Annotated in this window: 20 protein-coding genes and 1 pseudogene; 7 read left to right on the top strand and 14 right to left on the bottom strand. The window is 69.1% G+C overall.

Features of this window, described 5'->3' with window-relative positions; all coding sequences use genetic code 11:
* Positions 1–2 precede the first annotated feature (2 nt).
* From QA861_RS26435 to QA861_RS26425, 3 genes are all read right to left on the bottom strand, one after another.
* Positions 3–917 (bottom strand): carbohydrate ABC transporter permease, encoded by a 915-nt coding sequence (locus QA861_RS26435; protein WP_334591073.1) that lies wholly within the window; start codon positions 915–917, stop codon positions 3–5.
* Positions 914–1,993, bottom strand: coding sequence for a carbohydrate ABC transporter permease (locus QA861_RS26430; protein ID WP_334591072.1), 1,080 nt, complete (start codon positions 1,991–1,993; stop codon positions 914–916). Before QA861_RS26430 ends, QA861_RS26435 begins: the two co-directional genes overlap by 4 nt.
* A gap of 71 nt (positions 1,994–2,064) precedes the next feature.
* Positions 2,065–3,339 carry an ABC transporter substrate-binding protein gene (locus QA861_RS26425; RefSeq protein ID WP_334591071.1) on the bottom strand — a complete coding sequence of 425 codons (1,275 nt, stop codon included), beginning with the start codon at positions 3,337–3,339 and terminating at the stop codon, positions 2,065–2,067.
* 266 nt (positions 3,340–3,605) lie between these two features.
* Here QA861_RS26425 and QA861_RS26420 point away from each other — a divergent pair, with 266 nt between their 5' ends.
* The 5 genes from QA861_RS26420 to QA861_RS26400 all read left to right on the top strand — a co-directional run bounded on the left by QA861_RS26420 (position 3,606) and on the right by QA861_RS26400 (position 9,233).
* On the top strand, positions 3,606–4,256 hold the full coding sequence (locus QA861_RS26420) for a TetR/AcrR family transcriptional regulator (protein WP_334591070.1): 651 nt from the start codon (positions 3,606–3,608) through the stop codon (positions 4,254–4,256).
* A 499-nt stretch (positions 4,257–4,755) separates the two neighbouring features.
* On the top strand, positions 4,756–6,189 hold the full coding sequence (locus QA861_RS26415; protein ID WP_443041585.1) for a GH1 family beta-glucosidase: 1,434 nt from the start codon (positions 4,756–4,758) through the stop codon (positions 6,187–6,189).
* A gap of 280 nt (positions 6,190–6,469) precedes the next feature.
* A complete protein-coding gene (locus tag QA861_RS26410) occupies positions 6,470–7,804 on the top strand; it encodes an endo-1,4-beta-xylanase (RefSeq protein ID WP_334591068.1) in 1,335 nt (444 codons plus the stop codon).
* A gap of 102 nt (positions 7,805–7,906) precedes the next feature.
* Positions 7,907–8,038, top strand: coding sequence for a hypothetical protein (locus QA861_RS26405; protein WP_334591067.1), 132 nt, complete (start codon positions 7,907–7,909; stop codon positions 8,036–8,038).
* Positions 8,039–8,291: 253 nt separating this feature from the next.
* The gene (locus QA861_RS26400; RefSeq protein ID WP_334591066.1) at positions 8,292–9,233 is read left to right on the top strand and encodes an NADP-dependent oxidoreductase; all 942 of its coding nucleotides are present in this window, start codon (positions 8,292–8,294) and stop codon (positions 9,231–9,233) included.
* A 168-nt stretch (positions 9,234–9,401) separates the two neighbouring features.
* Here QA861_RS26400 and QA861_RS26395 read toward each other — a convergent pair whose 3' ends face one another.
* Both QA861_RS26395 and QA861_RS26390 read right to left on the bottom strand, forming a co-directional pair.
* Positions 9,402–9,602 (bottom strand): hypothetical protein, encoded by a 201-nt coding sequence (locus tag QA861_RS26395; protein WP_334591065.1) that lies wholly within the window; start codon positions 9,600–9,602, stop codon positions 9,402–9,404.
* Between the two features lie 146 nt (positions 9,603–9,748).
* A complete protein-coding gene (locus QA861_RS26390) occupies positions 9,749–10,864 on the bottom strand; it encodes a S8 family peptidase (RefSeq protein WP_334591064.1) in 1,116 nt (371 codons plus the stop codon).
* Positions 10,865–11,310: 446 nt separating this feature from the next.
* On the opposite strand from QA861_RS26390, the gene QA861_RS26385 reads away from it, so the two are divergent.
* The gene (locus QA861_RS26385; protein ID WP_334591063.1) at positions 11,311–11,979 is read left to right on the top strand and encodes a hypothetical protein; all 669 of its coding nucleotides are present in this window, start codon (positions 11,311–11,313) and stop codon (positions 11,977–11,979) included.
* A 523-nt stretch (positions 11,980–12,502) separates the two neighbouring features.
* Here the strand turns inward: QA861_RS26385 and QA861_RS26380 are convergent.
* Positions 12,503–13,330 carry a helix-turn-helix transcriptional regulator gene (locus QA861_RS26380; RefSeq protein WP_334591062.1) on the bottom strand — a complete coding sequence of 276 codons (828 nt, stop codon included), beginning with the start codon at positions 13,328–13,330 and terminating at the stop codon, positions 12,503–12,505.
* A gap of 148 nt (positions 13,331–13,478) precedes the next feature.
* Between QA861_RS26380 and QA861_RS26375 the strand changes: the two genes are divergently transcribed.
* A complete protein-coding gene (locus tag QA861_RS26375) occupies positions 13,479–14,240 on the top strand; it encodes an SDR family oxidoreductase (RefSeq protein ID WP_334591061.1) in 762 nt (253 codons plus the stop codon).
* A gap of 103 nt (positions 14,241–14,343) precedes the next feature.
* On the opposite strand, the gene QA861_RS26370 is transcribed toward QA861_RS26375, so the two are convergent.
* The 8 genes and pseudogenes from QA861_RS26370 to QA861_RS26335 form a co-directional block, all read right to left on the bottom strand.
* On the bottom strand, positions 14,344–14,646 hold the full coding sequence (locus tag QA861_RS26370) for an NAD(P)-dependent oxidoreductase (RefSeq protein WP_334591060.1): 303 nt from the start codon (positions 14,644–14,646) through the stop codon (positions 14,344–14,346).
* Entirely contained in the window at positions 14,546–14,986 is a 441-nt protein-coding gene (locus QA861_RS26365; RefSeq protein WP_334591059.1) for an NAD(P)-dependent oxidoreductase, read from the bottom strand. Before QA861_RS26365 ends, QA861_RS26370 begins: the two co-directional genes overlap by 101 nt.
* 25 nt (positions 14,987–15,011) lie before the next feature.
* Positions 15,012–15,335 (bottom strand): annotated as a pseudogene (locus QA861_RS26360) (MBL fold metallo-hydrolase); the annotation flags it as partial.
* A gap of 338 nt (positions 15,336–15,673) precedes the next feature.
* Positions 15,674–17,374: a CocE/NonD family hydrolase gene (locus QA861_RS26355; RefSeq protein ID WP_334591058.1), complete on the bottom strand. Its 1,701-nt coding sequence runs from the start codon at positions 17,372–17,374 to the stop codon at positions 15,674–15,676.
* 58 nt (positions 17,375–17,432) lie between these two features.
* Positions 17,433–18,578 carry a serine hydrolase domain-containing protein gene (locus QA861_RS26350; RefSeq protein WP_334591057.1) on the bottom strand — a complete coding sequence of 382 codons (1,146 nt, stop codon included), beginning with the start codon at positions 18,576–18,578 and terminating at the stop codon, positions 17,433–17,435.
* Positions 18,579–18,694: 116 nt separating this feature from the next.
* The gene (locus QA861_RS26345) at positions 18,695–19,726 is read right to left on the bottom strand and encodes an alpha/beta hydrolase (protein ID WP_334591056.1); all 1,032 of its coding nucleotides are present in this window, start codon (positions 19,724–19,726) and stop codon (positions 18,695–18,697) included.
* A gap of 58 nt (positions 19,727–19,784) precedes the next feature.
* Positions 19,785–20,612 (bottom strand): alpha/beta fold hydrolase, encoded by an 828-nt coding sequence (locus QA861_RS26340; RefSeq protein ID WP_334591055.1) that lies wholly within the window; start codon positions 20,610–20,612, stop codon positions 19,785–19,787.
* 139 nt (positions 20,613–20,751) lie between these two features.
* On the bottom strand, positions 20,752–21,831 hold the full coding sequence (locus tag QA861_RS26335) for an ABC transporter ATP-binding protein (RefSeq protein WP_334591054.1): 1,080 nt from the start codon (positions 21,829–21,831) through the stop codon (positions 20,752–20,754).
* Position 21,832 lies beyond the last annotated feature (1 nt).

Here is a 21,832-nt window from a genome sequence, read left to right as displayed (position 1 = left end):
CGTCACCCCTTGATGGCTCCCTGCATGACGCCGGCGACGAGCTGCTTGCCGAGGATGACGAACAGCGTCAGCAGCGGCACCACCGACACGAGCACGCCGGTCATGATCAGGGGGATGTCCTTGAAGAACCCGGTTTGCAGCAGCTGCAGAGCGACAGGCAGCGTCGGGTTGGTCGTTCCCAGCACGATCGACGGCCAGAAGAAGTTGGTCCACGCCCCGATGAAGGTGAACAGTCCGAGCATCGCCAACGCGGGGCGGGCGGCCGGCAGCACAATGGACCGGAAGATCCGGAATGTCGTGGCACCGTCGATTCGGGCGGCCTCGACGAGCTCATAGGGCAGGGCCGCCTGAAGGTACTGCGTCATCCAGAACACCCCGAAGGCGGATGCGAGGCCAGGGATGATCACTGCCCACAGGCTTCCCGTCAGTCCCAGCTCGCGCATGACGATGAACAGCGGCACCACGCCCAGCTGTGTCGGGACCGCCATGGTGGCCACGACGAACGCGAGAAGACCGGCCCGCCCTTTGAACCGAAGCTTCGCGAAGGCGAAGCCCGCCAGCGTGGACAGGAACACGACCGCGAGCGCCGTCGTCACCGAGACGAAGACGGAGTTCCAGACCGCGCGCGGCAGATCGATGTCGGACTCGAAGACGCGTACGAGGTTGTCGCCCAGATGCCCGCCCGGGATCAGCGAGGGGATCGGGTGCTGCGCGACCTCCGCCGATGTCGACGACGCGAGCAGGAGCGCGTAGTAGAGCGGGAAGATCGAGATGAGCGCGACCACTGTGAGGACGACGTAGGTCATCCGTCCGGGCCGGCGCGCGGCACCGTGATCCCGCCCTCGACGGCGGCGTGCCGCCCGGGCCGCACCGCGGCCGGATGTCTGCTCGATGTACGGGACGGAGGGTCTGCTCACGTGTTGCTCCCGGGTGTGTCACCGGACGATGCGGAGAAGGCGGGCGTACCAGCTGCTGACCCGCTCGCGTCTCGTCGGGCGGCGCGGCGTGCCTTTCGGGGGACGGCGACTGGATCGTCGCCGGAGGCGATGCGGCGCGACAGCCAGTTGCTGACCAGCGCGAACACGATGATCAGCAGGAAGAGCAGCCATGCGACGGCTGCGGCGCGGCCCAGCCTTTGCTGATTCCAACCGAGCTCGTACAGGTACAGCGTGATCGTCTTCCACTGCCCTGAGCTCCCGCCGAGCCCCTGCGTGTCGTACAGCCGCGGCTCGTCGAAGATCTGCAGGCCGCCGATCGTGGACGTGATCACGACGAAGATGATCGTCGGACGCACGGACGGAACCGTGACGGAGAAGAACTGCCGCATCCGGCCCGCGCTGTCGAGGATCGCCGCTTCGTACAGGTCACGGGAGATCGCCTGCATGGCGGCGAGCAGCACGAGCGTGTTGAAGCCGGTCCACCGGAAGTTGACCATGTTCGCGATGACGATGTGCGCCGGCATGCTGTCCCGGTGCCAGCCGATCGGGTCCACTCCCAGATGCCCGAGCACCGCGTTGACCAGGCCGGACTGGTCCGCGAACATGCGCGAGAAAATCAGCGACACGGCGACGGGGGCGATGACGTACGGCAGCAACACCCCCATCCGCCAGAAGGTCCGCGCGCGGATGTTCGCGTGCAGAAGACTGGCGAGTACGAGCGCGATCACGATCTGGGGGACCGTCGACAGCAGGAAGATGCTCACGGTGTTGCCCAGCGAGTCCCAGAAGACCGGCTGATCGAGAACGAAGGTGAAGTTGTCGAGCCCGACGAAGTCGCCCTGGCCGCCGATGAGGTCCCAGTCGTGCAGCGAGACGTATGCGGTGTAGAGGAGCGGGAACAGGCCGACGAGCCCGAACAGTATGAAGAACGGTGAGATATAGGCGTACGGCGACGCCTTCATGTCCCAGCGGCCGAGACGCTGACGCCAGGAGGCAGGCGGTTGTGGAGGGGAGGCGCCGGTGCGGGTCGACGCGCTCGCTGCCGGATGGGCCATGCGCTCTTCCTTCGGTGGTGACTCGGGGACGCCCGCCATGGCGGGCGTCCCCGAGTGCGCGGACGAACCGGTCACTTCAGCGCGTCCAGATCATCGACGAACGTGTCCCACGACTTCTTCGGAGAGTCGGTCCTGTCGACCGAGACACGGTTGATCGCGTTGTTGAACGCCGCCGTGATCGCGAAGTAGTTGTCACCCTTGTAGGGAATAGTGGTGATCGCCGACGCGCGGTGGGTGAGGATCTTGCCCACGGGCGCATCGCTGAAGAAGGGATCGGTCACCTTCTGCAACTGGTCGCTGCTCTGGGCCGCGACCTGGCTGGGGAAGTTACCCGTCGTCTTGAACGCCTTCAGCTGCTGCTCAGGAGCGGTGAGCCACTCCGCGAGCGCCTGCGCTTCCTTGGGGTGCTTCGACTGCGTCGGCACGGTGAGGTACGACCCGCCGCTGTTGACACCCCCGCCGGGGAAGACATCGGCGATGTCCCATCCCTTGACGCCGGCAGCGTTGCCCTTGATCACGCCGAGCATCCACGACGGTGCGAGCATGACGGCGAACTTGTCTTTCTGGAACGCGCTCACCCAGTCCTCGCTCCACCGCGCCAGGTGTGCCGAGAGGTCCTCGTGCGACGTCACCGTGTCGTAGATGTTCCGAAGGTCCTTGTTATGGCCTGCGATGATGTCGCCGGTCTTGGGGTCCTCCCAGAGCACCTTGTACTGGTCGCCCCAACTGGTCGCGACCGAGGCTGACGCGTCGTAGAACGCCGGGCCCGTCTTGGCGGCCTTGAACTTCTCGCCGACGGCGAAGAAGTCGTCCCATGTCGCCTTGTCGCCCCCGAACAGCTTGGCCACCGCTTCGCGATCCGTCGGCAGGCCGGCCGCCTTGAACAGGTCGCTGCGGTACGCGATGGACTGCGGGCCGATGTCCGTCGCGTAGCCGAGCAGCTTGCCGTCGTTGGTGGTCGCGAGCTTGGACGTCCAGTCCTTCCAGCGGCCCTTGACCTTCGAAGAGGAGAGGTCCACGAAGTTGTCCGGGTGCTGCAGGACCTGCGGGAGCCAGCTGTTGTCGACACCGACCACGTCGGCGAGCCCCGAGCCCGCGCCGAGGGCGGTCTGGAACTGTTCCTTGGCCGCGTCGCTCGTGGCGAAGCGGTTGTGCTTGATGGTGATCTCGGGGTGAAGCTTCTGGTACTCCTTGAGCAGGTCGCCGTACCCCCACTCGCTGAACGTCGACACCTTGAGGGTGATCTTGCCGTCGGCGTCGCCCTCGTCGCTGGATCCGCAACCAGCGGCGAGGACGGTCAGCGAGGCCGCTGCAAGCACAGCGATGGCTCTTCGGGTGGATCGCATGTGTAGTCCTTTGTCTCAGGCGATGTGCCTAGATCCGCGGCGACAAGGCGGCCGCCCCGGGCCGCTGCGCGCTCCTGCGTCATGCGCGAACCCTGTCGCCCGGAGGTCGCACAAGCCGCTGCGTCCCCAGCTGAGGTGTCGTCTCGGAAGGTGCGGCGGCGGCCAGTATCACTCAACACAGTTCACGTGACAAGTATTCGCGGAGTTCTCATCGTCACGGCCGCACTCGGGCCAAGCGCGACACCACCTCGCTGTATGTTGAGGACATGGCGGAACGCACCGGGCCTCGGGGGCCCTATCGCAAGGGGCTTCAGCGCCGCCGAGAGATCATCGCCGCTGCAGCCGAGCTCTTCGCGGAATCCGGATACGAGCACTCGTCGATGCGCGAGCTCGCCAGGCGCATGCGTCTCACACAAACAGGGGTCCTTCACCACTTCGCCGACAAGGAAGAACTCCTCGTAGAAGTGCTCGGTCTGCGTGACTCGTCAGTCGCCGACTACCTGTCCGAGCTCCACGCCACCGATGTCGCCACCCGGTCGCGGGAGGTCGCGCGGCATTCCGCGGAGCACGAGGGACTGACATCCCTGTTCATCATCCTCTCCGCCGAGGCCATCGATCGCGATCACCCCGCGCACACCTACTTCGTCGAGCACTACCACTCGGCGCAGACGCAGACGCTCGATCCCGGTCCCGAGGCTTCCGAGCGCGCCCCCATGGGGGTCAGCGCGGAGGTGATCGCCACCCTGGGGATCGCCGTACAGGACGGACTGCAGCTCCAGCGGCGATATCGCGACGACCTCGACGTCGTCGAGGCCGTCGACGCCTTCTGGCGCCTCGTGGCAGCTGCCCGGGCGCACTGGTCACAGCAGCCGACTCCGGAAGAACCCGACCGGCGCGACGGCGACGACTCCGCCTGAATGCCGGTCGACGTCGACGGCGCAGGCGACGTCGGGCTCGTTACCTGACGAGCTGGCCAACGATCGCGGGCGCAGGGAACTGAGGCAGGACCGCCGACGCACGCGGGGACCCTGCAAGGGGGCCGTGCAGCCTGCCTTCTCATGGTCATGTGTGCGCGCAGCCCCTGACGCACGGGGTGGGAGCGCGCCGGCGGCGATGGGGTTCGCGCTCGCGGAGAACCTCACGCGCCTGCGCCCATACGTGCGCTCTTCAGTGCCCCCAGGCTCCGACTCGCTGGAGCGGCACGCCTCAAGGAAGGCCGTTCACGCCCACCCACGGCGCTCGGTCATGCCCTTCAACCAACGAACCCCACGCGTCCCTGATCAGCTGTGATGCCGCCGGACACCGGCCGCCGCGTGAGGGCCCTCCGGGGACGAGACGCCAGAGTTCGTTCAGCCCCTGTGCTGATTACAGTTCAGGTGTTAGGTTTTGGCGCCACGTCACCAGAGAGGCTGATTTATGACTTGCGACTTGTTCGCTCGCGGGCATCTGACGTTCCCGCCCGACTTCATCCTCGGCGCCGCGACCGCCGCCTACCAGATCGAAGGCGGCGCGGACGAGGGCGGACGGGGGCCGTCCATCTGGGACACCTTCAGCCGCACGCCGGGAAAGACCGCCCAGGGCGCAACCGGTGACGTCGCCGCCGACCACTATCACCAGGTCGAGACCGATCTCGACCTGATGGCCTCCCTCAGCCTCGACGCCTACCGGTTCTCCATCTCCTGGCCGCGTGTGATGCCCACGGGTGAAGGCGAAGTCAATCCAGAGGGCCTGGCGTTCTACCAGAGGCTCATCGACGGCCTGCTCGCACGCGGAATCACACCGATCGTGACGCTGAACCACTGGGATCTCCCGCAGGCACTGGAGGACCGCTACGGCGGCTGGCGGGGACGCGAGACCGCCTTCGCCTTCGAGCGGTACGCGGAGATCGTGGGCGCCGCCTTCGGAGACCGGGTCGCCATGTGGTCGACGCACAACGAGCCGTGGAACAACTCGTTCGCCGGGTACGGCAGCGGTGCGTTCGCGCCCGGTGTGAAGAGCCACGCGGACGCACTCAAGGCCGCACATCATCTCAACCTCTCGCACGGGCTCGCGGTGGCGGCACTGCGGCGAACCGTGAAGCACCCCGACGCTCAGATCTCCGTTGTGCTGAACGTCTTCCGCATCGAAGCCGAGACCCCGGAGGACGCCGAGGCCGCGCGTCGCTTCGACGCCGTGGCCAACCGCGTCTTCACGGGGCCGATGCTCCGCGGGGAGTACCCGGCCGACCTCCTCGACGACACCCGGACCTTCACCGACTGGAGCTTCGTGCACCCGGGCGACGTGGAGATCTGCCATCAACCGATCGACCTGCTCGGGGTCAACTACTACGAGGTCATGCACGTACGCGTGAGGCCGGACTTCGACCCCGCCACCGAAGCCACTGGAGGCACCGCCTTTCCGGGCTCGGAGCGCATCGAAATCGTTCGCCGCGACGATCTGGAGCGAACGGCCATGGACTGGGGAATCGAGCCACGAGGGCTGGAGGACCACCTGGTCGCCCTCTCGAAGGAGTTCCCCGAGTTGCCCATCATGGTCATGGAGAACGGCGCGGCATTCGCGGATGCGGTCAGCGAATCCAACGGACAGCGCGTGGTCCTGGATCGCGACCGGACGCAGTTCCTCATCGATCACGCAACGGCGACCCACCGCGCTCGGGAACTCGGCGCGAACGTCGTCGGATATATCGTGTGGTCGCTGCTCGACAACTTCGAATGGGCCGAAGGCTACGGCCCTCGCTTCGGAATCATCCGCGTCGACTACGAGACTCAGGAACGCATTCCGAAGCTGAGCGCGCACTGGCTCTCCGAGCTCTGCACGACGAAGGTCATCCCGGTCCTCGCCAACCAGTGAGATGACCCGGTGGGTCCGGACGGACCCTTCACGACGTCGGGGCCACATGAGGAAGTCATACGGCGACGATGTGCCCGACGCAGCACTGGCCAGGTCGGTTCCCGCAGTCGGCGAACCCCGAGCGGCGGCCCCCGGCCGAACCCTGCCGGCGATCCCGCCTCCCGCGAATCACCCCGTACCCCGGCGCGCTGCCGCGCTCTCGGGACATCCATCACACATGAAGGCGAGGCACCATTCAATGAGAACGCACCGCATCGTTGCGGCGCTCGCAACCGTAACCATGGGACTGGCGACGGCGGCCGTGCCAGTCGCCGACGCCTCAGCCAGTTCGTCCCCCACGCTCCGCGAACTGGCGGCGCGCGAGGGGATCCTCATCGGGTCCGGGGCGATCAACCCCAACTACCTCGACGAACCTCAGTTCGGCGAGGTCCTGGCGGATCAGTTCAACAGCCTGTCGCCCGAGAACGAGCTCAAGTGGAACTTCGTCCAACCCCACGAAGGCAGCTTCGACTTCGCCGGTCTCGACCGGCTGGTCCGCTTCGCGGAAGACAACCACATGGTGGTCAAGGGGCACGGCCTCATCTCAGGCTGCTGCAACCCGGACTACGTGACCGCGATCACCGACCCGGACAAACTCCGCACGGTCATGAACACCCACTTCAACACGATCATGGACCGCTACGCCGGCAAGATAAACCGGTGGGACGTCGTGACCGAGCCGTTCTCCATCGAGGGCGGAACGGGCCTGGTGCACAACGACTTCTACAAGGTTCTCGGCGCGGACTACATCGCGGAAGCATTCCGCATCGCGCACGCCGCCGATCCCGAGGCCAAGCTGTTCATCAACGAATCCCTGGTGGAGTTCTCCCCGGAGAAGCGTCAGGAGCTCTACGACCTCGTTGCCGGTCTGGTCGCCGACGGCGTCCCCATCGACGGCGTGGGCCTTGAGATGCACGAGACCCAGGCGGGGCCCGAGCCCGGGGTCATCACGCAGATGGCGAACTCCTACCACGCTCTCGGACTCGACGTCGCCATCACCGAACTCGATGTGCACACCTACGACGTCGACCAGCAGACGCAGATCTACGGGGACATCGTCGCCGAGGCGCTGGCGGCCGGAATCCGGGACATCAGCTTCTGGGGTTTCACCGACAAGCACGCCTACACCTGGCTGCCCGGCGCGAAGCCGCTCATGTACGACGAGGACTACAACCCCAAGCCGGCCTACTTCGCCGTGCGGGACTCGCTGCGGAGCTTCGTCCAGAACACTTCGGCACCGGGCGCCGGCACCCTCTCGAACACCAGCAGACGGACGCACGGCCGCCACGACGGCGACTACAGCGTCACGATGAACCTCCGGCACGGGACCCGGAGCAGCTTCTACCGCCTGTACGAGAACGGCAAGCTCGTCTCCGCACGGGTGCCCGACACGGTCAGAGGCACTTCGCAGTCGGTCGAGACGACCTTCACGGACAAGCCCGACGGCACCTACGTGTACCGGGCCGAACTGATCAACTCGAAGGGCACCACGGCCACCAACACCACGACCGTCACCGTCTGCAGGCCCGGCCAAGCCGGACTTAAGAGAAACGAGCCCCCTTCGATGAAACCGTAGGGCACCCTTCGACACCGGTGCGGCGTCCATGGCCTCGAACGACGCATGGTCAGAACGCACCACCGGTGTCGGCATCCGGGCTCCCGGTCGGCCGCGGTCTTCTTGTCGGCTGACCTGGCCGGCAAGCACGGCATGCACTGGACCAGCGTGGCGAAGCAGCTCAGGGTGGAGGACTCGGCGCCGTTCTTGGCGCCGGAGTCGGTGAAGCCGGCGGCGGAGGCGGAGCCCAGGTAGGTGGCGCGCCGAAGATGGCGTTCGCCGTCGAGCGGGGTCCACGGCGCGTCGGTGATGGTGAGGACGGCGGTGTGACCCTGGCCGGAGTGAGAAGCGATAGCGACCAGTGAGCGACTCGACTGACGCATTACTTTCTGTTCCTCGCAAATGGCGTTTCGGCGTGCCCCGTCAGGCGGGGAATCTTCCCCAAGGGCATTCTTGGTGACGTCAGGCGCACTGGCTGCGCAGGGGAATTCATGGAGGGCATGGCGTGATGAAAGCCATTGGTGTGAGTGAGTTCGGCGGACCCGAATCCTTGCGTCTTCTGGAGCTTCCGGTGCCCGAGGCGGGCGCGGGAGAGATCCGGATCCGGGTGAGCGCCGCGACGGTCAACCCGATCGACGCGATGGTGCGCCAGGGGTACGTGTTCGTCGACGATGCGGAGCCCCCGTATGTGCCGGGCATGGAAGCGGCCGGGATCGTCGACCAGGTCGGCTCCGGCGTGCAGACCGGCGTCAGTGTCGGTGACCGGGTCTCGGTGATCGCCGTGACCTCCGGCACCCACGGTGCCTACGCCGAGTACCTGGTCGTCCCGGCGGACTCCGTCGTGCTCGCCCCACAGGGGGCCAGCGACGCGCAGGCCGCCACGCTGGCGATGAACGGGCTGACCGCACGGATGGCTCTGGACCTGCTCGCCATGCCCGCTCACGGGACCGTCGCGGTGGTCGGGGCCGCCGGCGCGGTCGGCGGATACGCCGTGCAGCTGGCGAAGGCCGACGGCCTTCGCGTGATCGCCGACGCCGCGCCCAAGGACGAGCAGCTCGTCCGGGACCTGGGTGCCGACATCGTCGTCCCGCGCGGGGAGGACTTCGCCGACCAGGTCCGCAAGCACGCCCCGGAGGGCGTGGACGGGCTGGTGGACTGTGCCGGTATCGCCGCCGACGCCGGCCGGGCCGTACGCGACGGCGGCCGGGTAGCCACCTCGGCCATGGGAGAACTCGCCACCGCCGAGCGTGAGCGCGGCGTCACGATCCAGCAGACGTTCGTGGCTGCTTACGCCCGCGAACACGCCCACCTCGAACGCCTGCGTAAGCTCGCGGAGGAAGACCGCCTGACGCTGCGGGTGGCCCGGACCCTGCCCGTCGAGCAGGCCGTCGAGGCCCACCGCCTCCTCGCCCAGGGCGGCTTGCGCGGCCGAGTGGTGCTCGTCTTCTGAGCCCGGTCCGCCACAGGCTCCCTCACCCCCCGTACTCACACCGCGTCGGCACGGACGTGGTGTGGCCGACCGTTCCGTCTATTGGAGGGAACGCGTTATTTCACGCCTCCGGCGACATCCGGGTGGAGAACGTTCACGAGCCGAAGATCGAAAACCTCACCGCCGCGATCATCGGCGCCACCGCATCCGGAGCAACAGGGCGACAGCGCCGACCGGCGGGTTGCTGCAGAAGATCCCGCGCCGCTGGCCTCCGTTGCCGACAGCAGGGAGGCCGCGCGGTGGACCCTCGCAGCCACCGGCGCCGTAGTCGCGTTGCTGCTCGGCGGCGGCTCGTTGCTCGCCGTGGGGCGGGTCGACGACTGGGCCCACCTTCCTCTCCGCCCGCCGTGCTCGTCATCGCCGACCTGGTGGTGTTCCTCGGGGCGACCGGACGCTGAGCGTCACTGACGGTGCCGACGAGAACAGGAGCAGCGCCCGCCGGGGCGCGCCCCCCTCGCAGGTGCGACCGGGCCCGGTCAGAGGCCGCCGGTGTTGAGCAGCCGGTTGGGGGTGTCGGAGCGTACGCCGTGCAGGGCGCCGAGGGTGGCTGTGTGGTCCAGCCAGGTGTGGACCTGGGCGGCCGTGGCGTGGGGGTGGGCCGACAGGTACAGGGCGATCACGCCGGTCGCATGGGGTGCGGCCCAGGACGTCGCGCCGCCCTCCTCCGTGACCGTGCCGCCGCCGGCGAGGGCGGCGGTCACCTTCTGGCCGGGGGCGTACAGGTCCACGCACCGTCCGTAGCCGGAACCGTAGGAGCCGCCGTCGCTCCACGGGCGGTCGTTCGTCGTGGAGGCCGCCACGACGATGGTGCCGGGGACGCCGGCGGGGGAGTGCTTGCAGGCGTCGTCATGGAAGTTGCCGGCCGACACCACCGTCGGGATTCCCGCGTCGACCATCTTCTTCACGGCGGACTCCAGGGCCGCCGACCGGTGGCCGAGGTTGAGAGACATGTTCACCACCGCGGGCTTCTGCGCGTGCGCGGTGACCCACTTGACCGACTTCACCAGAGCGGCCTCGGCAGCGGCGGGGGAGCCGCCGCCCGCGCTCTCGCACAGGATGCCCTGGACCCGGACGAGTTGCGCCTTGGGCGCCACCCCGTACTTCGCCCCGCCGATGACGCCCGCGACGAACGTGCCGTGGCCGATCCCGTCCTCGCTGAAACAGTCGCCGGAGTCCCCCGCGCCCACGAAGTCGGCGCCCAGGTGGGCGCGTCCGCCGAACTCCGTGTGGGCGATGTCCATCCCCGTGTCGATCACATAGACGTGAACGCCCTTGCCCGTGGCGGTGGTGGTGAGCTTTCCGTTCAGGGGCCGCGACCGCTGGTCCAGAATGTCCAGGTTCCACGGCACGTGCCGGGTGAGCGAAGCCGCCGCGCTTCGCACTGCTCCGGACGACGTGCCCACGATGCCGGCCGACGCGGGCGCCTTGTCGAACGACACCCCGGCCCCGGCGGGCGGCACGGGGGACTCCTTGCCGTGCGCGCGGAGTGTCCCCCCGTTTCCGGCCCCCGCCGCCGCGTCGGCGTCGCCGCCGCAGGCAGAGGCCCCGAGTACGGCCCCGATGGCCATCACCGTGAGACCGGCCCTCGTCATGTTCCGCATCACGACGTTCCCCCGCTTTCCTTGCTCCCACACAGTCAGCGCACAAGACGAGTACGACGGACGAGCGGTTCCGGCGGGCATGCGGCAGGCGTGCCGGGGGCGTCTCGCGCCGGGGAGACGGTCACCGTGCCGGCGGCGGAGCGTGGCCTGGTCGCCGAACTCTTCCGACGACGCGGCCGCGGCCGTTGTGAAGTCAGTGCTGACACGTCATCCCCCTACGTCAGCGGAAGCACAGCATTTCCCCCTCGTCGACACCTGCACTCGACACTCGACACGGACCCCACCCCGGCGACGTCCTGGCCGGCCGACGGTCCGGTACGCCCGCAGCGCGCCTCGCCGGATGGCGTGGGTGCTCCCGCCCGGGCACCCCGCCCGGTGTACGGAATTTCCGGTAGGGCAGCATCTGCTCAGTCATCGCCTGCCCGTGAGGGGTCGTCATGCGCTTTACCCGCCGCGTCGCTTCGCCCGTGCTGCTGTCCTGCCTGTTCCTGGCGGGCTGTTCGTCCGTTCCGCTGGGTACGTCGGACCCTTCGTCATCCGGCGCTGGGGCGCCGCCGACGCCTGCGTCGGGTGACGAGGGCGGGGCCCGATCGATAGCGGTGGGGGCCGGCCCGCAGAAGAAGTACACGGTGCAGCAGCAGCCCGCAGCGGCCAGCTGCCACTACCGGTACGAGAAGGGGGAGCCGCTGGAGGATCCCCAGTGCACGCCGGGCGCCATCTCCCCGGCCGTCACGCAGGCGAACCTGAAGTCGACCATCTGCCGCAAGGGCGGCTACACGTCCGGCGTGAGGCCGTCCACGTACATAACCGGCAAAGAGAAGAGGCTCAACGCCGCCTCCTACGGCTTCGCCGGGAGCATGCGCGACGCCGAGTACGACCACTTGATCAGCCTGCAGCTCGGCGGCGACCCCAACGACTACCGCAACTTGTGGGTAGAGCCCGCCGACCCGGGCCACAAGAAAGGCAGCGGGGTCAACAACGCGAAGGACCCGGTGGAGACAAAGCTGCACACTGCGGTCTGCGCCGGCAAGGTCACCCTCACGCAGGCACAACAGGCGATCGTCATCGACTGGACCACCGCGCTCGCCAAGCTCGGCCTCAACTGACCCCGGGGCTGCCCGGCCAGGGCCTGTGTTCGTTTCATTCGTAGCCAGTGTGGTCCTGGACCTTGACGGCGAGCGCGGCCACCTCGTCGCGGACCGGGAGGGTGACGGTGTCACCGAGGGCGTGCCTGCCCGCAGCCCATCTGGAAGTGACTGTCCCGGCGTCCCGCCGGGCACCACGCCAAACCCCCCGGTCCATAACGTCGATGCGGGAACGTGACCGAGCGGGAGGATCGCTATGAGATGTCGTAACACGGTGGTTGGCGCATGCCTGGCCGTCGCCGCACTCGCACCGCTGTCAGGCATCGCACATGCCCAAGCCGACCTCGATTGCCGTGACTTCGCGTTTCAGGATCTGCCGAAACAGCCGCCGGTCTGGGCCTCGTCGCTGTCGGCACCGCCTTGATCGGCTGCACCATCGCCAGACGCCGCCGAACCTGACCTCCCGGCCCCTCCAGTCCCCAGGGTCGCCCCTGCGCCGGGTCCGTCATGTGTCAGCTCCACGTGCTGACCGAGGACCAGCGGCTCAGCGGGCGGTGGCCCAGCTCCCCAGGAGCGCCAGCCTCTCCGCCGTCTCCGAAGCCGGCTCCGGCGTGTAGACCACGAGGGTCTGATCGGGGTCCGACGGCACGGCCAGCGTCTCGTACGGGAGGGTCAGCAGGCCCGCGACCGGGTGCTGGAGGCGCTTGACGCCGTACATGCACAGCGCGACCTGGTGGTCGGCCCACAGGCGGCGGAACTCCTCGCTCTTGACGGAGAGTTCACCGACGAGGGCACTCAGCGCGCGGTCGTCGCGGTGATGGCCGGCGTTCAGCCGCAGATGGGCGACGGTCTGGGCGGCCACCGCGGGCCAGTCGGGGTACAGATCACGCGCGGCGGGGTCGAGGAAGGCATAGCGGGCGACGTTGCGGACACTGAGGGCCATCCGGCTGAAGCCGTTCACCGCGTCACCGAGGGTGTTCCAGGCCAGGACCTCCATGCGGCGGCCCAGGACGAACGCCGGTGCGCGGTCCATGCTGTCCAGCAGCAGCTGCACGCCGGGGCGCACGCGGGGCGCGGTGGAGCGGAGGGCCTTGTCCTTGCCGGGCGGCCTGGCCACCGTACGCAGGTAGGCGTGCTCGGTCTCGTCCAGCCGCAGGACACGCGCGACGGCGTCCAGCACGGCGTCCGACACGGAGGGTCCACGTCCCTGCTCCAGGCGGATGTAGTAGTCGACGCTCACCCCCGCCAACTGCGCCACCTCCTCGCGGCGCAGCCCGGGCACGCGGCGTCGCCCGTGGGAGGCAAGCCCCAGTTCCTCGGGCTGGATGCGGGCGCGGCGCGAGCGCAGAAAGTCTCCGAGTTCCCCGTTCATGGGGTCGAGCCTAGGCGACCCGCGCATCCCGAGCCTGGTACTGGCAGACCCAGGAAAAACGCATCCCTGGGTAGGACCGGTCGGGCCGCCGAGAGTGGTGATCACCGCCGGACGGACCGGCGGCGATCCGATCACTCAGGAGCACTTCATGTCGTACGAGAACCTGGCCGGACGTACCGTCGTCGTCACCGGGGCCGCCAGCGGTATCGGTGAGGCCGTCGCCGTGCGGCTGGCCGCGGAAGGGGCGCGGGTGGCGCTGCTGGCCAGGCGCGCCGAGCGGTTGGAGGCGATCGCCGGGAAGATCCGGGCCGATGGGGGCGAAGCTCTCGCCGTCGTCGCGGACGTCACCGACGACGGGTCGGTCGACGCGGCCGCCGCACGGGTACGCGAGGCGTACGGCACCGTCGACATGATCGTCAACAATGCCGGCGTCATGCTCCCCAATCCGGTCGACGCGGGCCGGATCGACGAGTGGCAGCGGATGATCGACACGAACGTCACCGGAGTGCTGCGGGTGATCCGCGCCTTCACCGCCGATCTGGTGGCCGCCGCTCAACAGGGCCGTACGGCGGACCTGGTGAACATCTCGTCCATCGGCGCGCACATCCCCTTCCCCACCTACGCGGTGTACGGGGCGACCAAGGCCGCGGTCACCTATCTCTCCCAGTCCCTGCGCACCGAGTTCGGGCCGCGGAACGTGCGGGTCACCAACATCGAGCCGGGGCTGACCGAGACCGAACTCGCCTCACACATCGACAGTGGCGATCTGCGCGCACAGATCGCCGGGATCGCGGCTGAGAGCGGCTTCCTGGCCTCCGAGGAGCTCGCCGACCTCGTCGCCTACACGGCCAGCCGCCCCCGGCACGTCAACCTCCGGCAGATCATGGTCCTGCCGACCCGGCAGGCATAGAACCTGCGGGGGCCGGTGCGCACGGGACTGTGAAAACGCTCGTTCGACAGGCCCGTGCGCACCGACGCGTCACAGACGACCGCGCGCGCCGCTGCCGGGTGGGTCAGTGGCCGACGGTGAAGCGGCGGTTGAGGTGTCGGGGGGTCTCGATCTCGTCGAGGAGGGCGACCGCGTAGTCCTCGTAGGAGATGCGGGCCTGACGGTCGTCGCCTGCGACCGGGTGGTCGAGGCCGGTGCGGTAGCTGCCGGTGCGCTCACCGGGGGCGAAGTGGACCGGAGGCGGGGAGACATACGTCCAGGTGACGTCATCGCCGAGCGTCCGGTAGGCGTCGAGGGCCTGGATCTGCCCGACGGCGTACGGCTTGAACTCCTCCGGGAACTGGGGGGGCGAAGTAGCGCACCTCATCCTCGTTCAGCAGGCTTGCCCCGCCGCCCATGTGCACGATGCGCGGGCCCTTGGGGCCCAGGGCGCGAACGGCCGCGGCGACGCTGTCCACCGCCTCGGTGTACAGGCCCGCGTCGGGGCCGCCGACGGTCAGCACGAGTGCGTCGGCCTCTTCGGCCAGGGCGGCGACCGCCTCGGTGTCGGTGACGTCGCCCGCCACCGGCCGCACACCCTCGGGGAGATGGCCGAGCCGCGCGATGTCGCGGGCGACGGCGGTGACCTCGTGACCGCGCGCCGCGGCCTCGGCGACGACGCGGGAGCCTGCCTTCCCGGCGGCCCCGAAGACGACGATCCTGCTCATTTCTCGATCTCCTCGCGGTACGGGTTCAGGCGTTCTGCGGGCCGAAGAGGTACTGGTTGCCGATGTCGATCAGGAAGGGGCCACCGTAGGAGGGGTAGCGCTCCAGGATCGCCTTCTTGTACGCCTCGCCGTCGTCGCCTAGCAGCTCGCGGGCGTCGGCGAGGTAGCCGCGCAGTTCGGGGTACACCTCCGCGCCGGTGGGCAGGCCGTGGCCGGCCAGGATCGTGTCGTACGACGTGTCGGCGGCCAGGCCGGCGACGGCCCGCCGCCAGCCGTCGATGTCATTGTTGCCCAGGAACAGGTGGGTGCCGTGGTAGACGAGGTCCTGCGCGATCAGGACCCTGTGCTCGGTTTCTGACCACGGCGGGCCCTCCGGGTATGGAGTCTGGGCCCGTCCTGACCTCCCCCGCCTCGGCGTCAACGCCCCCGGACGGGCTCTCTGTGGGCTCGGGAGGCCAAGGTGTGCGGGCAGTCAGGATCCCAACGTGGCCAGCCTCGCGGTCGGTCAGCACCGCGAGGCGTCTGCCGGTCTCGGAGTCCCCTGCGCAACCGGCGACTTCGGCACCGGCAGACGCCACAGATGGCGCGATGACGCGGCGCGGGGCTGGGGGAAACGGGTGCCGCCGGCACGGCGGCGAGGCGGGTGGCCGTGGGGCGACGCAGCCCGCGAGGCCGGGCTGGACACGCTTACTCGTGCCGCTCGGAGGGCGTTGGCAGGAGCACGCGGGAGATCGCGCCGGTGTCGTGGTGGATGGTGTGTGTGCACGGCCGCAACTCGTTCCCGGTGCCAGGCACCGCACCTGTGCCCTCGTTGCGTGCGTACCGCGGGTGGGAGCCGCCGGCTGTCAGCAGGCGTATCCGGTGTCCGGGCTTGACCTTGTGTGCGCAGGCGTCGAGGCGCACGCGCACGTACCGCACCTGGTCGATGGGCGAGGTGGGATCGAGGCGCAGGAGTCCTTCGGCGAAATTGCGGGACACACCTTTCGGGTCGACGTCGCAGAGCCGTACGAAGACGTCGGCGTGCGGATTGCTCCTGGTGTGCGCCAGTTCGACGACGGGTGTTCCGATGATCTCCAGCGCGGCGGTCAGCGGAGGCGTGGTGAAGGTGAGCACATCGGGGCGGTTCTGCAGGTCGGCGTTGTCCTTGACGCCGCTGTCGAGGGTGAGGAGCGGGCCACCGAGGGTCGGTGTGGGGTTCGCCGGGTCGTAGACGAACGTGGACGGGGGGCCGCCACTCGGTTCATCGGCCAGGAGCTGTCCGCCCGGCTGCAGGTAGCGCACGGTCTCTCCGGCCGCCGGCGGCCACTCCGCGAGCCGTCGCCAGGTGTCCTGGCCGGTGACGTACACCTCGACAGGCAGGTCGGGCCGTGGGGGTGTCGGCGTCTCGCCGTCGGCGAGGTGTGTCCGGAGCCAGTCGAGATTGCCGCGGAGGAGACGGCCCATGGCTTTTTGACCCGATTCCTGGTGGGTCCAGGGGCCGACGGTGAGTGAGACGTCGACTCCACGCGCGCGCAGCGTCTGGTACTGGTGCAGGGTCTGGTCGAGGAAGAGGTCCTGCCAGCCGGCGGTGAGCCGTACCGGTACGTGCGCTCGCTGAAGGGCGTCGTCGAGTTTGAGGCGGTCCCACAGGGGATCGTCGGGGTCAGGTGTCGTCAGCCAGTCCCGGAACCACGGCGCGCGGTGCTCCGTCGCCGCGTCGGCCGCATCGGCCAGCGGGAGGGCGCCGAAGACCGGGGCCAGTCGCCGACTCGTCGTCAGCAGCCGAGCCACACCACGCAGCCCGGTGAACCGCTCCTGGTTGACCATCATCGCCGCCCACGACAGGAAGTCGCCGAGCCGGAATGCTCCCGCTCCGTACACCGTGTCGTGCATGTTGTGGGGGGCGACGGCGATCAGGCAGGTGCGCAGCTCAGGGGGCGGGTCCATCAGCAGCGCCCATTGGGTCCAGCCCACGTAGGAGCCCCCGGCGGTGGCGAGGCGCCCGTCGAACCACGGCTGGGTCCGCAGCCAGGCCACCGCGTCCTGGGCGTCGTCGGCCTCGTTGGCCATCGGGTAGAAGGTTCCCGTGGAGCCGAACGTGCCGCGGCAGCTCTGCACCGCGACGTGATACCCGTGGCCCGCGTAGACCCTGGCCTCCAGATCACCCGGGAAGCCGCGCCCGTACGGTGTGCGCAGGAGGACTGTGCCCTTCGGCCGGTCGGTGACGGGGGCGTAGTGGTCCGTGACCAGAACGGCGCCGTCGCGCGCGGGCGTCGGGAGGTTCCGCTCGACCCGGTAGTCGTATCGCGTGCCCGGCAGCCGCATCAGGCGGGTCAGGATCCGGTCCGTCGTGCGAGCGGTCAGGCTCGGGGGCGCCGGCGCGGTGCGCGAGGGAAGTGTGGCGGTCATGGCCTGCTCTCCGGTTCTTTCGGTGGACGGGGTCGGGACCTGACGTGCCGGAGTCGGTTCACAGGCAGGCGCGCAGCGCGCGGCAGAGAGCGTTGGATCGATCGTCGGGAAGACCGCCGGGCTGTGCGGTCTGGTAGGCGAAGGCGATCTCCGATTCCGGGTGGGCGAAACCGAGGCCGCCGCCGAAGCCGTCGTGGCCGAAGCTGCCCGGGCCGGCCATCGGCCGGTGGGCCGAGCTGATCATGAAGCCGGTGCCCCAGCGGTTGCCCTCGTCGGGCCCCACGAACGGCCGGCCCTCGGAGCGTGGCACGCGGGCATCACGTACGGTGTCCGGGCCCAGCAGCCTGACTCCGTCGACCTCGCCCACCGTGGCCGCGTACAGCCGTGCCAGGCTGCGGGCGCTGGTCACGAGATTGCCCGCCGCGATCTCGACCGACAGCCAGGCCTCCCCGTTGGCGGTCCGGATGAAGTCGGTGGCGTCGAAGACGCCACCCAGGCTCGTCGAGCGTTCGACCATCGGTGAGGCGAGAGCGGTGGCCATCGACGCGGCGGCTTCGAGGTCGGTGTGGGGCAGCGGGTCTGCCAGGGGGTGGAGATCGGCGGCCGTGGGGTCGGCGCCGTACGTCATGGTCAGGTTCAGGGGAGCCGCCACGTGCTCGCGCAGCCACTGGCCGGGCCGCAGTCCCGTGGTCCGGCGCAGCACCTCGCCGACCAGCCAGCCGAACGTGACCGAGTGGTAGGCATAGGCGGTTCCCGGGGACCAGGCCGGCGCCTGCCGGGCCAGCGCCTCCGTCACCGGCTCCCAGGCGCGCAGGTTCTCCAGCGTCACATCCGCCTCGGGCGCCACCAAGCCGGCCTGGTGCGCGAGGAGTTGGCGTACCGTCGTCGTCTCCTTGCCGTTCTGGGCGAACTCCGGCCAGTACTTCGCCACGGGGGCGTCGAGGTCGATCAGTCCGCGCTCGGCGGCCATCAGCAGGCAGACGGTGGTGACTCCCTTACTGACGGAGAACACGACGGTGCGGGTGTCTGGCGTCCAGCTGCCCCGGGCGGTCTGACCAGCCCAGATGTCCACGACCGGGGCTCCCTGGGCGTACACCACGCAGGAGGCGGCTGTGTCGCCGCGCTGCCGGAAATTGTCGGCGAAGGCGTCCGCGATCGGTTCGAATCCGCTGTCCACGCGGCCTTTCACCTGTACTGCTGTCATGTCACGCACTTCCTCGTGTGGTGTTGTCCCGCGTCGCATCCGGGATCAGTTCGTGCACGGCCCCGGCTCACCGGTCAGCCGTACTGCTCTGCGCGCGTATCGCCTTCTCGCACCGGCTACTTGCGGTTGAGGGCGCTCATCGCCTGGGGCAGAAAGCGGCTCAGATCGTCGTAGTCGTAGAACCGCGTCCTCGTCGTCCCGCCCGGATGAGTGCCGTTGCCGTAGAACCAGGTGGTGACGGGCACCTCGGCCCGGTCGAGCGCGGCGACGAAGTTCTCGGCCATCTGGTGCACGAGGATTTCCAGCGGGGCTCCCGCGACGGCGCTCACGGCGTCGTCGTAGCGGCCGGGCAGCCCGTTGCCGCTGGCGACGAACAGGGACACTCCGCGCAGCTCGGCAGCCAGATCGACCGGGTTGTGCGCCTTCCAGTTGTCGGCCTGCAGGGTCCGGTCCCCGAAGATGCACGGGTCCCAGGCCAGGGAGATCAGCACAGGACTGATCGGGTACAGCGCGTCGAGGTCCACAGCGCCGGAGAAGGAGCCGGCGGCGACGAAGACCCCCGGGTTGCGGGCGGGGTACGCCATCGCGCCGAAGCCGCCCATCGAGCTACCGGTGATCGCGCGTCGGCCGGTGGTACGGAAGGTCTTGTCCAGCCACGGGAGCAGCTCGCGGATGTGGAAGGTCTCCCACGCCGGGGGCGGGAACGGCACCGGTCCGTTGAAGAGATCGCCGCCGGTGACGGGGGTGCCGTACCAGTCGGCGTAGAAGCCGGCCGGGCCACCGTCGGGCTCGACGAAGATCACGTCGTTGTCGCCCAGCACCTGCTCCGCCTCGCCGGCGGGCCAGGTGCTGGGCGAGTTGTTGGTGCCGTGCAGGTGCAGCATGACCGGGTAGCGCTTGCCGGGCGAGCGGTCGTAGTCGGCGGGCAGGATGACGCGCACCCGGACAAGCCCGTCGGACATGGCGTCGCCGACCGCCTTCGAGCGGAACGCGTACATCTGCGTACGGGCGTCGATGCGCTCGACCGAGATCAGGGTCAGTCCCACCTCGGGCTGCGTGGTCCGGGGCACGCAGAACGGGCTGTCAGCCGCCGAGGCCGGGCTCGGGGCTGTCACGCTGAGGAACAGGATGAGTGCTGAAACGAACATCGGCAGTACCCGCCGGGCTGCGGGTCGGGTCCGTGACCCGTCTCCTCCCTCGGCCATGTCACGCCCTCCCTCGTGCGGTGTTGTCCCGGATCTGGGTGACGATCTCGGGCCAGAGCGGGCGCGGAAGTTCGTGGCCCATCCCGTGGTGGATGGTCAGGTGTGAATCCGGGATCAGCTCGTGCATGACCCGGGACGCACCGGGATCGATCAAGCGGTCGCCGTCGCCGTGCGTGATCGTGGTGGGGACCGTGATGCGGTGCAGGTGAGCCGTGCGGTCGGGGGAGTTGTCGAGTGCCCCCACCTGGCGGACGACGCCGTCGGGATCGTAGCCCCGGTGGTACATCTGGCCGCCGAGTTCGCGCAGCCAGGCGATGTCCTGGGGGTATCCCGGTGAGGCGCACGCCGCTTCGTTGTCCAGGTACAGCGCGATGGCCTCGTCTTCGTCGGGGGCTCGGGGGCGCTGGGTGCGTTCGTCGACCAGGTCGCGGCCGGCGACGAAGTCGGTGCTGGGCGCCGTGTAGATCAGAGCGAGGCTCAGCACCCGTGTGGGGTGGCCGAGGGTGAGCTGCTGCGCGATCATGCCGCCCATCGACTGGCCCACGATGTGTGCTGCGGGGATGCCGAGGGCGGTGAGGAGGCCCGCGGCGTCGTTCGCCATGTCGGCCAGGGTGTAGCCGCCCTGCGGGAACTTCTGCGAGAGGCCGACGTCCCGGTTGTCGAAGCGGACGACGTGGAAGCCCACGTCGGCGAGTTGCCTGCACAGAGCGGCGTGCCAGCCGAGCATGTGGGCCCCGAGGCCCTGGATCAGCAGCAGCGGGGGGTGGCCGGGATCGCCGAAGGTGTCGTAGCAGAGCGTCACTCGCGTGGGCGTGGTGATCATGGGCATGGAAGGCTCCGTTCGGCTGTCGGATCGAGCGGATGCACATGGCCGGCGCATCGGCGACCAGGGCGTACGGGCCGCTGACGCTGAGCAGTGAGCCGTCGCCGCCGAGGCTGATGAGTGCGCCGGCGATGTGAGGAGTGGCTCACTCGGCACGACTCGGGCTCTTCCGGGAGTTGTGCTGAAGCGCTCCAGGTCGGGTGGGCGAAGACGTGACAGACACTGGAGGACCGGCCGCCGCCTCCGTCGGCGCAGTGCTGAGTTCTTGCCATCGGTGACAAGCGACGGTCGTGCCTGCCGGGGTCTGTTCGAGGGGTGGCCGTTCGCCGTGGCACAGCGGGGCCGCGTGTGGACAGCGGCTGGCGAAGGGACATCCCTCGGCGGAGACGGGGCCGGTGTTGTCACCCGTGCGCACGCGGCGCAGGCGGCGTTCTGCTTGGCGTACCGGGTCCGGGACGGGCGCTGCTTCGAGCAGGGTCCTGGTGTAAGGGTGCGTCGGCGTGGCGTAGACCATGTCGGCGGGGCCCTGCTCCATGATCTGTCCGCGGTACAGGACCATGATGCGGTGCGAGAGGTGCCTGACGACGTCCAGGTCATGGGCCACGAACAGGTAGCCGAGCGCGAACTCGTCCTGCAGCTCCCGGAGCAGGTTGAGCACCTGGGCCTGGACCGAGAGGTCCAGCGCGCTGACCGGCTCGTCGCAGATCACCAGCCGCGGTTGTGCGACGAGAGCCCGGGCGATGGCGATGCGTTGCCGCTGGCCGCCGGAGAAGCTCGACGGGTGCCGGTCCGCGGCGGTCGCGGGGAGTCCGACGCGCTCGAGCATGGCGACGACCCGGCTACGGACCTCGTCCGCGGCCAGTTTCTCCGCCCGCAGTGACTCGCCCAGCGTCTGAGCGACGGTACGGGTCGGGTTCAGAGAACTGTACGGATCCTGAAAGATCACCTGCAGGTCCCGGCTGAGCGCACGGCGCCGTCTGTGGTCGGCTCGGGTGATGTCCTCGCCCGCGAACTCGATCCGGCCGTCGGTCGGCGACACCAGGCCGAGCACGGCCCGACCGATGGTGGTCTTGCCCGAGCCCGATTCGCCCACGACGCCCAGCGTCTCCCGCTCGGCCACGGAGAAGCTCACCTGGTCGACAGCTCGCAGGACGGGCGAGCGGTGGCCGCGGCGGAAGTGCACCGACAGATCGCGGACTTCGAGGAGATTCGTCTCGTCGTTCACG

The sequence above is a fragment of the Streptomyces sp. B21-083 genome, assembly GCF_036898825.1.
Taxonomy (GTDB): Bacteria; Actinomycetota; Actinomycetes; order Streptomycetales; family Streptomycetaceae; genus Streptomyces.
Note: the sequence above shows the minus strand (reverse complement) of the source record. Positions and strands in the feature narration are given on the sequence as shown.